Raw genomic sequence first — 12,500 nt, 5'->3', positions numbered from 1 at the left:
TCTCCCCATCCGCCTGCCCTCTCAGTCCGCGCAGCCAGCCGCAGGCGTCCCCGGGTCGCTGCCGCCGGGTTGCCCGGGGGCTGCCGTCCTGGGGTGGCCAGCGATCCCCTGCCCGAGGGCGGTCCGCACCGCGGCCGCCGCCAGCACCCAGGTGGCATCCACCAGGGGCACGCCCGCGTCCCCCTCCCGCAGCACCAGGGGGATCTCGGTGCACCCCTCGATGATGGCCTCCGCACCGGCAGCTTCCAGGGCGCGGGCGGCCGCCACCAGAGGGTCGCGCGCACCCTCAAGGTCGCCCGTCTTCACGCGGGAGATGGCCTCCATCACGGACTCCTGCCTGGCAGCATCCGGCACCACCAACTGCATGCCGCGTACCTCCAGAGCCCGGTGGTAGAGCCCGGTTCTCACCGTCGCCGTGGTGGCCAGCAATCCCACCCGCGTCACCCCCGGGTTCAGGCCGCCGGGTCCCCCCGGGCCGGGCTCACCCGCGGCCAGGGCGCGGGCCACCTCCTGCATCATGTGTAGCACGGGAATGCCGGCTGCCGCCTGGATCTGGTCCCAGAAGTAGTGGGCGGTGTTGCACGGTACGGCTATCAGCCCGGCGCCCGCCCGCTCCAGGTTGCGGGCCGTCTCCTGCAAGGCGGGGACCGGATCTTCCCCGTTCCCCAGGATGGCCGCCGTCCGATCGGGTATGAGGGGGTTGGAGTCCACGATCACCCGCAGGTGATCCTGATCCCGTACCACCGGCTTGAACCGGACCGTCACCCGGATGATCTTGTGGAAAAGGTCGCAGGTGGCCTCCGGCCCCATGCCTCCCAGGATTCCGATGATCTCCGCCACGTCACCTCACCTCGAGCAGGTGCCAGTTGAGCGCGGCTGCGCGGCCCGGATGTCTGCTCTTCTCCGGGCCGAGTGCCTCTGCTTAGCAGATTCGCCCCTTCCCGGGCGCGTCCTGCCCGGCCGCGCAGGAGGACCCGATTCCCGAGCCGAAATCCAGGCTAAGGGCCCCGCCGCCGCGGGGAGGCAGGGAACATCAGGGGGGGATGATGAGCATGGAACTCGCTGACGCCGCTGCGTCCTGGGCGCGAGACCTGCTGGGAGGGGAAGAGTCGCCCCTGTGGCTGCACGTCCAGAAGGTGGTTGAACTGTGCCAGCAACTGGCGCCGTCCACGACCCCCGTGGACCGGGAGGTCCTGCTCCTGGCGGCTTACCTGCATGACGTAGGCCGCGCCACCGGGACCGCGCCCGGACACGAGCAACGGTCCGCGCAGGAGGCCCGCCGATTCCTTGCCGGCAGGGGGATACCGCCGCAGCGTGTGGAGCGAGTGGCCCAGGCCATCCTCGCCCACGTCGACCCGGTATGGGGACCGGAGCGGGAGGCCCTCAGCATGGAGGCCAGGATCCTGTACGACGCCGACAAGCTGCAGCGGGCATCGGGGCTGACGGCCCTGGACGTTTTGTGGCAGGCTGCCCGCGAGAGCCCGGATCAGAGCCCGGCCGCCTTCCGGTCCCTCCTGGCACGGGCCCGCCGCCATCAGGAAGACGTCTACGGCTCCCTCTATACCGATCGTGCCCGCCAGATGGCCTCGGAGGGCTACCGGGCGGCGCTCAATTACATCGACGCCCTCTCTCGCCTCATCTGACAGCGCGCGGGCATGCCACCCTGCAGGCGCAAAGCGGAAGGATGGAATGCACCGCGCATGTTCAGGGGGCGGGTCAGAAGTATCGGCGGATGACGTCGGCGCAGCGTTCGCACAGCTCCGGGTGCTCGGCGTCGGTACGCACCGTCTCGGAGTAAATCCAGCAGCGCTGGCAGCGGGTGCCGGCGGCCCTGAGCACGCCCACCCCCACGCCCGCGACGGGACCGCGCTCGCCGGCGGCCCAGCCCAGGTAACAGCCCGGGTTGGGGTCACCTTCCCGCAGTTCCACCCCGGATACGATGAACAGGGCCGGAAGGTCTTCCAGGTGGCGCCGCAGTACCTCGCCCGCGGGCGCCGGCGCCGGCCACGACGCCGCGCCGCCCGGCCCCGCCGCGCCGCCCGCACCCACCGCGCTGGCCGAGCCCGCAGCGCTGGCCGCACCAGGCAGGCCCTGCCCCTCGGGAAGATAGATGTGGAGGGCAGCCTCCAGGGACTTGCCGATGTGCTTGGCGGCGCGGGCTTCCTCTAGAGCCTTCTTGACGACCTCGCGCACGGCCTGCAGAACCTCCCAGCGGCGGCCCAGCTCCTCGTCCCTCCAGGCCGGTTCCGGCCGGGGCCATTCGGCGAGGTGTACGCTCCAGGGGTCGTCCTCGCGGCGGGGGAAGTGCTGCCACACCTCTTCCGCCGTGAAGGGCAGGATGGGCGCCAGCAGGCGCACCAGGGCGCGGCCGGCGTGATAGAGGACGGTCTGGGCGCCGCGCCGCACGGGGTCTGCCGGCCCCGAGCAATAGAGGCGATCCTTGACCACGTCGATGTAGATCTCGCTCATATCCACGGTGCAGAAGGTGTGCACCACCTGCTGGGCCACGTGGTACTCGTACTCGGCGAAGGCGCGCGTGGCCCGCTCCACCGCCCTGGACAGGCTGTACAGGGCCCAGCGGTCGACCTCCAGCAGGCGGTCGTAGGGCACCTCGTCCCGACCGGGCCGGAAGTCGTAGAGATTGGCCAGGACGTAGCGCAGGGTGTTGCGGATCTTGCGGTACACCTCAGCCAGCTGCTCCAGGATGACGGGCGAGAGGCGCACGTCGTCCCGGTAGTCGGAGGCCGCCACCCACAGGCGCAGTACGTCGGCGCCGTATTCATCCGTCACCTCCGCGGGGTCGATGACGTTGCCCAGGGACTTGTGCATGGCCCGGCCCTCGCCGTCCAGGACGAAGCCGTGGGTCACCACGGTGCGGTAGGGCGCCTGCCCCCGGGTGGCCACCGCCGTGAGCAGGGAGGACTGAAACCACCCCCGGTGCTGGTCGGACCCCTCCAGGTAGCAATCCGCCGGCCAGGAGAGGTCGGGACGCTCCTCCAGGACGGCCACGTGGCTGGACCCGGAGTCGAACCACACGTCCATGATGTCCGCTTCCTTGCGGAAGGACGTGCCGCCGCAGGAGCAGGCGGTCCCGGCCGGCAGGATCTCCCCGGGTTCGCGCCGGTACCAGGCATCGGAGCCTTCCCGGCGGAAGAGGTCGGCCACCGCGGCGATGCTCTCGGGAGTAATCAGGGGTGCGCCGCAGGACGTGCAGTAGAAGATGGGGATGGGCACCCCCCAGGCGCGCTGGCGGGACACGCACCAGTCGGCCCGCTCGCGCACCATGTTGCGGATGCGCTCCTTCCCCCACGCGGGTACCCAGGTCACCCGGTCGATGGCCTCCAGGGCCCGGTCGCGGAAGCCCTCCACGGAGGCGAACCACTGCTCGGTGGCCCGGAACAGGAGCGGGTTCTTGCACCGCCAGCAGCACGGGTACGAATGCAGGGTCTTGCCCGATCCCAGGAGGGCTCCCCGCCGCTCCAGCTCGGCGATGATCTCGGGGTCGGCGTCCCGGTAAAACCTGCCCTCCAGCCAGCCCGCTTCGGCGGTGAAGCGGCCCCGGCTGTCGATGGGGGAGAGGACGGGCAGGCCGTAGCGCCGCCCCACCTCGAAGTCCTCGGGACCGTGGCCGGGGGCGATGTGCACGCAGCCCGTGCCCTCGTCCAGGGACACGTACTCCGCCGTCACCACCACCGACTCCCGGTCGAAGAAGGGGTGCCGGCAGCGGATACCCTCCAGGTCCTTCCCCCGGAAGGTGGCTTCCACCCGGCAGTGCTCCAGGCCCAGGTCGGCGCAGGTGTTGTCCACCAGGCTCCGGGCCAGCACCAGCTTCCCCCGACCGGTGTCCGCCAGAGCGTAGGTGGCCTCCGGGTGCACGGCGATGGCCACGTTGGCGGGCAGCGTCCAGGGGGTGGTGGTCCAGATCACCACCCGGCTGTCGGGCGGGAGCACGCCGCGGCCGTCGCTGACGGCGAACGCCACCCAGATGGAGGGCGACTGCCGGTCGTGGTACTCCACCTCCGCTTCGGCCAGGGCGGTCTCGCAGGCGGCGCACCAGTGCACCGACTTGAGCCCCTTGTAGATGTAACCGCGCCGGGCCATCTCGCCGAAAACTTCCACCTGACGCGCCTCATACGAGCCGTCCAGGGTGAGGTAGGGCCGGAACCAGTCGCCCATGACGCCCAGGCGCATGAACTGCTCCCTCTGCACGTCCACGTACTTGAGGGCGTAGTCGCGGCAGAAGCGCCGCAACTCCAGGGACTCCACCTGGTGGTGGTCGATGCCCAGGCTCTTCAAGGCTTCCAGTTCAATGGGCAGACCGTGGCAGTCCCAGCCCGGCACGTAGGGGGCATCGTACCCGCTCATGGAGGCGGACCGCACCACGAAATCCTTCAAGATCTTGTTCAGGGCGGTGCCGATGTGGATGCTCCCGTTGGCATACGGGGGACCGTCGTGAAGGATGTACCGGGGCCTGCCCTGCCGGGCCTGGCGGAGCCTGCCGTAAAGATCCTTCTCCGCCCACCACCGCAGCAGCTCGGGCTCCCGGCGGGCCAGGTTGGCCTTCATAGGGAACTCCGTGCGGGGCAGATTCAGCGTATGGTCGTACTTCCCATCCTTGCTCACTTCTGCAAACACTCCTTCAGGCGCCCGGCCACTTCATCGGGAGCGAGGCCGTGAATCAGCACCACCTTGTCGCGCGCGGTGTGCCCCCGGATGATCTCCACCCGCTCGGCAGCCACGTCCAGGATGTTCGCCAGCAGGCGGCGGCAGGCTTCGTTGGCCCGGCCGCCCTCGGGGGGGGCGGTGACTTTCACCAGGAGGGCCTCCTGCCGCACCCCGGCCAACTCCTGGCAGCGGGCCCGGGGCTGCACCCGCAGCCTGAACACCGCGCCCTCCCGCGTCCGGCCCATGGGCAGGCTCATGGACCGTCGTCATCTCCGTCCGGCCCGGCCAGCGAGGACGACGCCGGGGAGCCCGCAGGAGCTGCCGATGCCTGGTCGGCTCCCCGGTCCACGGCGGCTCCCCGGTCGGCAGCCGCCGCCTGCTCGGCGGCCACGTCCCCCAGAAGGTCGAGCTGGGTCATGAACAGGCTGCGCACGCGCGCTTTGAACGTGTGCACCTGGCGCTTGAGCTCCTCGTATTCGTCCTGGGTGCGCTTGACCCGGGCCTGGGCCTCCCGGACGGTGAGCTGGGCGCGGGCTTCGGCGTCATCCAGGATTTCCTTTGCCTTGGTCTGGGCTTCCCTGATGATGATCTCCGCTTCCCGGCGGGCGTTGGCACGCACCTCGTCGGCGGTGGCCTCGGCCAGGATCAGGGTCTGCTTGAGCGTCTCTTCCAGGGCCTGGTAGTTGGAGAGCCGGTTCTCCAGATCCTCGACCCGCTCGTCCAGCCCGCTCTTCTCCTTGAGCAGGGCCTCGAAATCCCGTACCACCTGATCCAGGAACTCGTCCACCTCAGCCTCCGAGTATCCGCGAAAGGACCGGTGAAACTCCTTGTTGTGGATGTCTAGCGGCGTCAGCACGGGGGCAACCTCCCTTGCCTTCAAACTTCTGCCATCTTCGACAGGAGCCGACCGAAGTCCTGCGCCCTACGCGCGCGGGCCGAAGATGGCCGTGCCCACTCTAATCATCGTCGCCCCCTCCTCCACTGCCACCGGGAAATCGGCACTCATGCCCATGGACAGGTCCCGCATCTGCACTCCCGGAATGCCCCATTCCCGCACCGTCTGGGCCAGCTCGTAGAGCTGGCGGAAATACGGGCGGGCCTGTTCCATACGCTCCACCACCGGAGCTATGGTCATGAGGCCTTCCACCCGGACCAGCGGCAGGGCGGCCACCTCCTCCAGCAGGGGACGCAACCCGGTTTCCTTGACCCCGAACCGGGACGCCTGACCGGAGAGGTTGACCTCCACCAGCACCCGCACCCGGCGACCCTCCGCGCCCCGCTCCTCCGCCCTCTTTTGGATTTCCCGTGCCAGCCGCACGCTATCCAGGGAATGGATGAGGTCGAAGAGCTGTACCGCAAATTTTACCTTATTGGTCTGGAGGTGTCCAACCAGGTGCCAGGACACCGGGGACCCGACCGGCGCCACCAGGCCCGCCAGACGCTCCCGCTTCCTGAGAGCCTCCTGGACCCGGTTTTCCCCCAGGATATGCACACCGGCGGCCACTGCTTCCCGGACGCGCTCATCGTCTATGCCCTTGGAAACCGCCACCACGGTGATTTCCTCCGGCCTGCGCCCTGCCCGCAGGGCCGCCTCCGCCACCTGATCGAGCACCCGGCGATAGCGATCAGCTACATCCAATTCGACTCACCTCACGATGGCTCCGTCCCGGACCAGCCAGGGGTTGGTGATGACCTGGCTTCCCTCGGCGATTCCCCCGATGGCCACCAGCGCACCCTTCTCCCCCTTCACCTCCACCTTGACCCACTGGGCCAGGGTCTTCTTCACCACGAACACTCCGGCCTGCCCGTCCCGCTCCACCAGGGCCCGCCTGGGCACCAGGAGGCCGGTGGCCCGATCCTTGATGATCTCCACTGTGATCAACCGCGTGCGCAGGAGATCCTCCACCCACTCCCCGCTCACCAGGGTGATGGTACCGTACGTACGGTCGTCCCCGGCATGGTATGCCTCGGGCCGCATGGTCATTTCCCGTCCGTCGGGGAACCGCACCAGCGCCCGCGAGCGTTCGGCCAGCCCGGCGACCTCCGCGGGAGGCAGCACCACACACAGGCGCATCCTGCTGGTGTCCACCACGCGGGCCAGGGGCTGTCCCACCGTCACCGCCTGGCCCTCCTGCAGTTGCCCCGGCTGGGGCTTGAGGGCAAGGACCTGGGGAGCAGGGGGGGATGTCCCCGGGGCAAAGGAGAGCCGACCTTCCGTCCCGTCCGTGAACAGGGTGACCACACCGGGGGCCGGAGAAACCACCTGGTGGCCGTCCACCCGGCAGACGGGAGTGCCCGTGCGCACCCTGTCCCCTTCCCTCACCCGAAGGTGCACCATCCCGGCGGCGGGCGCCGTGAGCACCCACTCGTCCCAGATGACCACGGCCTGGCCGGTCACCGCAGTCTCCAGATTACCCGGCCTGGCCTCCACCACCCGTACCAGGTGGGGCAGGAGGGCGGCCCGCGCCCAGGTATAGCCCAGCAGCCCCACCAGAGCTAGACCCGCCAGGACGCCCACCACCACCAAGATCCACTTTCCCCGGGGAGCGGCGAACGGCAGGTGGCGGCGGGCCCGGGAGGAACCCCCCCGTCGCCGCCGCGCCATGGAAGGCCTCGCCCTGGAGGCGCTGGCGGAGCGGCCCCGCCTGGGCGCAGCCCGCGTGCGGCTCCGCCCGCTCGAGGCCCGAGAACGGCGGCTCATGCCAGCAGGGCCAGTACGGCGGCCATCCGGCCCGTCACACCCCCGTCCCGGCGGTGCGACCAGAAGAGGTCGGATCGACAGGCCGTGCACATGCCCGACCCAAATATGTGTGTGGACGGGACCCCACTTCTCTCCAGCAGGATGACGATAGCCCCCCGCAGGTCAAAGTACAGGCGGCCGTCCCGAACGGACAGCACCCGCCCGGCGTCCTCGCCCAGCCGTTCTTCCACGCGGCATCTCACGTCGTCACCGATCTCGTAGCAGCACGGTCCGATGCACGGCCCCACCGCGGCCAGCACGTGGGCGGGGTCGCTGCCCGCCGTCCTGGCCATGGTCGCCAGCCCCTGCTCCACCACGCCGGCCACCGTCCCCCGCCAGCCGGCGTGGAGCAGCCCTATCGCCCTCCGTCGGGGGTCGTACAGGTAGACGGGTGCGCAGTCCGCGCAGAACACCGCCAGCGGCAGGCCGGGGCGGCAGGTGACCATGCCGTCGGCCTCGCCCGGGTCGGCGGGGCTCTCCCCCACGTACACCACCCGGCCCCCATGCACCTGGTGCACCACGAAGGGCGAGCGGGGCAGGCAACCCTGAAGGGAAGCCCGGGCCGCCAGCACCGCCTCCCGACCGCGCAGGGCACCTGCCATGCTCAGGGGACGCAGGGTGAACAGGGCCAGGCACCCGGCCTCTTCGAAAGGCCGCAGGCGCAGCACCGGCACACCCGCGCCCACGGAGTCGAACTGCCACACATCGCCAGCGCCGGAAAGATCCACGGGACAACCACCTGCGTTTGGTTTCGTCCCCCCGCCGGCGGCCTCCTGCTAACCCACCTCCACCAGGATGACGTCTTCGCCGATTTTCCTTATCTGTTCCCAGGGTATGACACAGTCCGGCTCCCGGCCCAGCAACCCCAGGGCGCGGGGACTGCCGGGGACCACCATGGCCAGCAGCCTCCCGGACTGCGGGTCGATTTCCCAGTCGGTGACAAAGCCGAGGCGGCGGCCATCTTTGACCGTCACCACATCGCGAAAGCGCAGGTCCGACAGGCGCACGGGGACCCCCGCTTAAATCTATGAGGCCCGCCGCCACCCCATCCCCCGGGCGGCAGGCCACGTCCCCGCCCGCGACCCCGACAGGGTCAGGGGCGGGCCTGGTCCTGCCGCCACCTCTGCACCCAGACGGCGGGATCTACCCCCCGCTTCCGCAACCACTCCAGGAAGAACAGCCGCACCTCGGGACGCGGGCAGGGCTGGCCCCCCGCCAACGGCCCGAGTACGGCCTCCTGTCCGGCCGGCTGACCGGCGACGCCGGAAACCTGTCCCCCATCCGCAGCCGCCAGGAAGAAGGCCGCTTCTGCGGGGGTCAGCAGGGCCGGCCCCGGAGCACCCACGCGGGCGTCCAGGAAGCAGAGGGGCGGGAACAGGACACACCACCAGTTCTGCCCCGCACCTTCACCCAGGATGACCCGCAGGGCCGGGTACGTCCCCGCCGGTAGGGTTACTTCGCCATAGGTGCGCTCGGGAAAGGGGAAGTAACCCACCTGTACGGTAACACCATAAGGCTTACCGGCCGATGCCACCAGGTCCCCCAGCAGTCGGGCCAGTTCGGCCCTGTTCGCCTCCAGCACGGCCAGCGCTCCCCGAGTCTCAACCACCCCGCCCCAGCGCGGGGAAAGAAACTGGATCACCGCATCCCGAACCCGCAGCTTCAGGGCCTGGTCCTCAGCGAGATCGCTGGCGGCAAGAACGTGCAGCCTGACCAGATTGTACGGATTGTAGGCCAGGTGGGGCCCGGGAAAAGCCGGGCGCACGCTGGCCACCAGGCCCACCGCGCCGACCAGGGCAGCCGCCAGCACCGCCGTCATCCCAAGTAGAACCCATCGCCCCGCCCGGCCGGATTTCCGCCTCACCTTCGCTTCACCTTACTTTCTTCCTCCCTTACCACCCCGTCTGTGTCACCCCGCCGCGGGAGCCCCCGCCCGGGGGTCCATCCCGGCCCGGTGTCGCACCCAGGGTGCTACATGTGTTCGCGCATGTGGTGGAGGGCCGCCTTCTCCAGACGCGACACCTGGGCCTGCGAGATGCCGATTTCCTCGGCCACTTCCATCTGGGTCTTCCCTTCGAAGAACCGGAGGGTGAGGATGAGCTTCTCGCGGTCCGAGAGCTTGCCCATGGCTTCCCGGAGGGCTATCCCTTCCAGCCAGTTGATGTCCTCGTTGCGTTCGTCGGAGATCTGGTCCATGACGAAGATAGGGTCCCCTCCGTCGTGGTAAACGGGCTCAAAGAGGGAAATGGGCTCCTGAATGGCGTCCAGGGCGTACACCACTTCCTCCTGGGGCAGCTTCAGCTCCTGGGCGATCTCGGCGATGGAGGGTTCCCGCGAGTACTTGCCCACCAGGGCATCCCGCACCTGCAGGGCGCGGTACGCTACATCCCGCAGCGAGCGGCTCACCCTTATGGTGTTGTTGTCCCGGAGGTAGCGGCGGATCTCACCGATGATCATGGGGACGGCGTACGTGGAGAAGCGCACATTCTGGCCCAGATCGAAGTTGTCGATGGCTTTCATGAGGCCTATGCACCCTACCTGAAAGAGATCGTCCACGTACTCCCCGCGGTTGTTGAACCGCTGGATGACGCTCAACACCAGGCGCAGGTTTCCGAATATCAGCTCCTCGCGGGCGCGCCGGTCACCTTGCTTGACGGCCTCGAAGAGCTCTCGCATGCGGGCGTTGGAGAGTACGGGCAGACGCGCGGTGTCGACCCCGCAGATCTCCACCCGGTTCATCCATCTGACCCCCTGCCAGCGGACATCTCGCATAACAAGTATGTCCGCAGGCAAGGTCCTCTATGCGCAACGTTGCATGTCAAGTCGGACAAATATGCAAAGGGTCCCCCCGCCAGCTATGGGACCACCGTCCATCGCAGGACCGCCATCGCCCCCGGGTCCGGCTCCCACCCGCAGGATCCCCATCGCCCCCGGGTCCGGCTCCCACCCGCAGGACGGCTGCACCCCGGTGCGTCACCTCCGGCACCTGCTATTGCATGACGCTGGTGAGTTCGCCCTGCAGACGCCTCAGGATGCGCTTCTCCAGCCGGGAAATGTAGGATTGGGATATCCCCAGCAGGTCGGCGACCTGCTTTTGGGTGCGGGGCTTGCCATCCTTGAGCCCGAACCTCAGTTGCAGGATGCGCCGCTCCCGGGGGGTGAGCCGGGCCAGCGCCCGGTGCAGGAGGATCCGGTCCACCTCGTCCTCCATGCGCTTGGACACCGCCTCTCCCCCGGTGTCGGGCAGCACGTCGCACAGGAGCAGCTCGTTGCCGTCCCAATCGATGTTCAGCGGCTCGTGCAGGGAAACCTCAAGCCGGGTACGGCCGTTGCGGCGCAGGTACATGAGGATCTCATTCTCGATGCACTTGGAGGCGTATGTGGCGAGCTTAATCCTCTTGGTGGGGTCGAAGGTGTTCACCGCCTTGATGAGGCCGATGGTACCGATGGATACCAGGTCCTCCATGGGAATCCCCGTGTTGTCGAACTTGCGGGCGATGTACACCACCAGGCGCAGGTTTCGTTCGATGAGCACCCCACGCACGGCCAGGTCTCCCTTTTCCAGCCGGGCGAGCAGGTAGCTTTCCTCCTCACCGGATAGCGGCGGTGGCAGCACCTCCGCCGTGCCCACGTACCAGATGCCCGGCGGCACCCCCCGGCGCACGAGCAGCCCGCGGAACCAGAGGTGTACCCGCCAGCGCAAGACCTCCCATAACCTCATGGCATGTCGCCTCCCCCGCCTCTTTCTTTCTCCAGAGCCTCCTGGGGCAGGAGGCCCCGGTACCACCCGTCCGGGGACAGGACGTCCGGGCAGACCCCCACCACCACGGGTCCCAGGCGCTGCCAGCCCCCCTCCTGCTGCACCCTCACCCGGTCGGGACGGAATCCGTAGAGGACGCCCCGCTGGCTCCCCAGTGCCACGAAAGGTACGATGCAGAACCGTTCCGCCAGTGGGTGATGCGCTCCCGGGGCTACTGCCGCCCCCGGGGCTTGCGGGGCATCCCAGGCGTCCGGGGCTACCGGGGCTTCCCGAGCACCTCTATCCGCAGGCACATGGGGAGCTGCTGGGCTGCCCCCACCCGCCTGCTCAACGTCCGGCACAGACCGGCCCAGCAGGAGGGGTTGCAGGGGCCGCGGCACCAGCCGGCGGGCCGTCCCATACTCCACCACCAGGACGGGTGCACCCGTGAAGGGATCACGCAGGCGATTTCCGGTATCCACCAGGGCGGGGAACACCACCCTGCGTGCGCCCAGGATTACCTCCGCGGGGAGCACGGTCAGGTTATCGTGCTGCCGGCGGTACGCCCACGCCCGTCCGGCCATGGCCAGAGTGATCGCCACGGCCAGGCCCACCAGCCAGGAAGGGATACCGGGGAACGGCCCTCCCAGACCGGGTAAGGACAGGTACGCGAGGGCGATGGCGCCGCCACCGGCAACCAGGGACAGCACCGCAAAGCACCCCCACAGGCGACCGAGGTGGGCGAGGGAGCGAACGGGGAAGGCTACCGCGACCATAACGAGGGAGAAGGCGGCCTTGGCGCTCACCGAGTAAAGGGGGCGGGCGGCGGGAAACAGGAAGGCGGTGGCATAAGCTGCTCCCAGGAAGGAGGAGGCAGCCAGGCGCAACCACCGGGCGCGCACGCCGGCGAACCTGGCCGTCGCCCACAGGAGCAGGTAGTCCATCCCCCAGTTAGTGAGGAAAAACAGGTCCGCGTAGACTACCACCGGCCGTCCCTGCCCGGCATACTAAATGGCTATGCCCGGCTGCCCCGGCATATGCCTGATCCCCTGCGCCATCAGCCCCCACAGGGGAAACTACCAGAATCATACACCTCCCATCCCGCAAAACAGGGCGAAATCCGCCTGCCTCCGCCACCCCCTCTGCCGAACCGGATACCCCGAACCGGATACGCCGAACCGGATACCCCGAACCGGATACGCCGAAAAGTGGCGCACCTGCGCCTTCCTGGTGCGCCATATTTCGGCCCACAGGATGCTCAGCGGACCCTTGCCGCCCCCACCAGTCCGTACGGATACCATACTCTCCCTGGTTTCACAAGGGTACCACAGACCGACGCGGACCTGCTCCTCCCCC

The 12,500-nt window shown here is 68.9% G+C and carries 13 protein-coding genes; 1 reads left to right on the top strand and 12 read right to left on the bottom strand.

Going from position 1 to position 12,500, the window contains the following annotated elements:
• Positions 1-21: 21 nt before the first annotated feature.
• Positions 22-840, bottom strand: a complete 819-nt coding sequence (locus tag QME70_00835; GenBank protein MDI6893152.1) for an amino acid racemase — start codon at positions 838-840, stop codon at positions 22-24.
• Positions 841-1,052: 212 nt separating this feature from the next.
• Here QME70_00835 and QME70_00830 point away from each other — a divergent pair, with 212 nt between their 5' ends.
• Positions 1,053-1,643 (top strand): HD domain-containing protein, encoded by a 591-nt coding sequence (locus tag QME70_00830; protein MDI6893151.1) that lies wholly within the window; start codon positions 1,053-1,055, stop codon positions 1,641-1,643.
• Positions 1,644-1,716: 73 nt separating this feature from the next.
• Here QME70_00830 and ileS read toward each other — a convergent pair whose 3' ends face one another.
• The 11 genes from ileS to QME70_00775 form a co-directional block, all read right to left on the bottom strand.
• Entirely contained in the window at positions 1,717-4,566 is a 2,850-nt protein-coding gene (gene ileS, locus QME70_00825) for an isoleucine--tRNA ligase (GenBank protein MDI6893150.1), read from the bottom strand.
• Positions 4,567-4,619: 53 nt separating this feature from the next.
• Positions 4,620-4,922 (bottom strand): DUF167 domain-containing protein, encoded by a 303-nt coding sequence (locus tag QME70_00820; GenBank protein ID MDI6893149.1) that lies wholly within the window; start codon positions 4,920-4,922, stop codon positions 4,620-4,622.
• The gene (locus QME70_00815) at positions 4,919-5,521 is read right to left on the bottom strand and encodes a DivIVA domain-containing protein (GenBank protein ID MDI6893148.1); all 603 of its coding nucleotides are present in this window, start codon (positions 5,519-5,521) and stop codon (positions 4,919-4,921) included. The genes QME70_00820 and QME70_00815 overlap by 4 nt, the downstream gene beginning before the upstream one ends.
• 66 nt (positions 5,522-5,587) lie before the next feature.
• Positions 5,588-6,304 carry a YggS family pyridoxal phosphate-dependent enzyme gene (locus tag QME70_00810; GenBank protein ID MDI6893147.1) on the bottom strand — a complete coding sequence of 239 codons (717 nt, stop codon included), beginning with the start codon at positions 6,302-6,304 and terminating at the stop codon, positions 5,588-5,590.
• A 6-nt stretch (positions 6,305-6,310) separates the two neighbouring features.
• Positions 6,311-7,270 (bottom strand): HlyD family efflux transporter periplasmic adaptor subunit, encoded by a 960-nt coding sequence (locus QME70_00805; protein ID MDI6893146.1) that lies wholly within the window; start codon positions 7,268-7,270, stop codon positions 6,311-6,313.
• 92 nt (positions 7,271-7,362) lie between these two features.
• Entirely contained in the window at positions 7,363-8,133 is a 771-nt protein-coding gene (gene pgeF / locus QME70_00800) for a peptidoglycan editing factor PgeF (GenBank protein MDI6893145.1), read from the bottom strand.
• A 48-nt stretch (positions 8,134-8,181) separates the two neighbouring features.
• The gene (locus QME70_00795; GenBank protein ID MDI6893144.1) at positions 8,182-8,412 is read right to left on the bottom strand and encodes a YlmC/YmxH family sporulation protein; all 231 of its coding nucleotides are present in this window, start codon (positions 8,410-8,412) and stop codon (positions 8,182-8,184) included.
• 86 nt (positions 8,413-8,498) lie between these two features.
• Positions 8,499-9,269 carry a stage II sporulation protein R gene (locus QME70_00790; GenBank protein MDI6893143.1) on the bottom strand — a complete coding sequence of 257 codons (771 nt, stop codon included), beginning with the start codon at positions 9,267-9,269 and terminating at the stop codon, positions 8,499-8,501.
• Positions 9,270-9,376: 107 nt separating this feature from the next.
• A complete protein-coding gene (gene sigG / locus QME70_00785) occupies positions 9,377-10,144 on the bottom strand; it encodes an RNA polymerase sporulation sigma factor SigG (protein ID MDI6893142.1) in 768 nt (255 codons plus the stop codon).
• Between the two features lie 250 nt (positions 10,145-10,394).
• Entirely contained in the window at positions 10,395-11,126 is a 732-nt protein-coding gene (gene sigE, locus QME70_00780; GenBank protein MDI6893141.1) for an RNA polymerase sporulation sigma factor SigE, read from the bottom strand.
• Positions 11,123-12,130 carry a sigma-E processing peptidase SpoIIGA gene (locus QME70_00775; protein MDI6893140.1) on the bottom strand — a complete coding sequence of 336 codons (1,008 nt, stop codon included), beginning with the start codon at positions 12,128-12,130 and terminating at the stop codon, positions 11,123-11,125. Before QME70_00775 ends, sigE begins: the two co-directional genes overlap by 4 nt.
• Positions 12,131-12,500 lie beyond the last annotated feature (370 nt).

It is taken from the genome of Bacillota bacterium (assembly GCA_030019365.1).
Classification (GTDB): domain Bacteria; phylum Bacillota; class Sulfobacillia; order JACIYH01; family JACIYH01; genus JACIYH01.
The sequence above is the reverse complement of the archived record's forward strand: the minus strand, read 5'-3'. Positions and strand labels throughout refer to the sequence as shown.

Excerpts from the sequence above, each read along its gene's own strand:
- QME70_00830 (MDI6893151.1), top strand. The coding sequence starts at position 1,053 with ATGGAACTCGCTGACGCCGCTGCGTCCTGGGCGCGAGACCTGCTGGGA.
- ileS (MDI6893150.1), bottom strand. The coding sequence starts at position 4,566 with ATGAAGGCCAACCTGGCCCGCCGGGAGCCCGAGCTGCTGCGGTGGTGG.
- QME70_00820 (MDI6893149.1), bottom strand. The coding sequence starts at position 4,922 with ATGAGCCTGCCCATGGGCCGGACGCGGGAGGGCGCGGTGTTCAGGCTG.
- QME70_00805 (MDI6893146.1), bottom strand. The coding sequence starts at position 7,270 with ATGGCGCGGCGGCGACGGGGGGGTTCCTCCCGGGCCCGCCGCCACCTG.
- sigG (MDI6893142.1), bottom strand. The coding sequence starts at position 10,144 with ATGAACCGGGTGGAGATCTGCGGGGTCGACACCGCGCGTCTGCCCGTA.
- sigE (MDI6893141.1), bottom strand. The coding sequence starts at position 11,126 with ATGAGGTTATGGGAGGTCTTGCGCTGGCGGGTACACCTCTGGTTCCGC.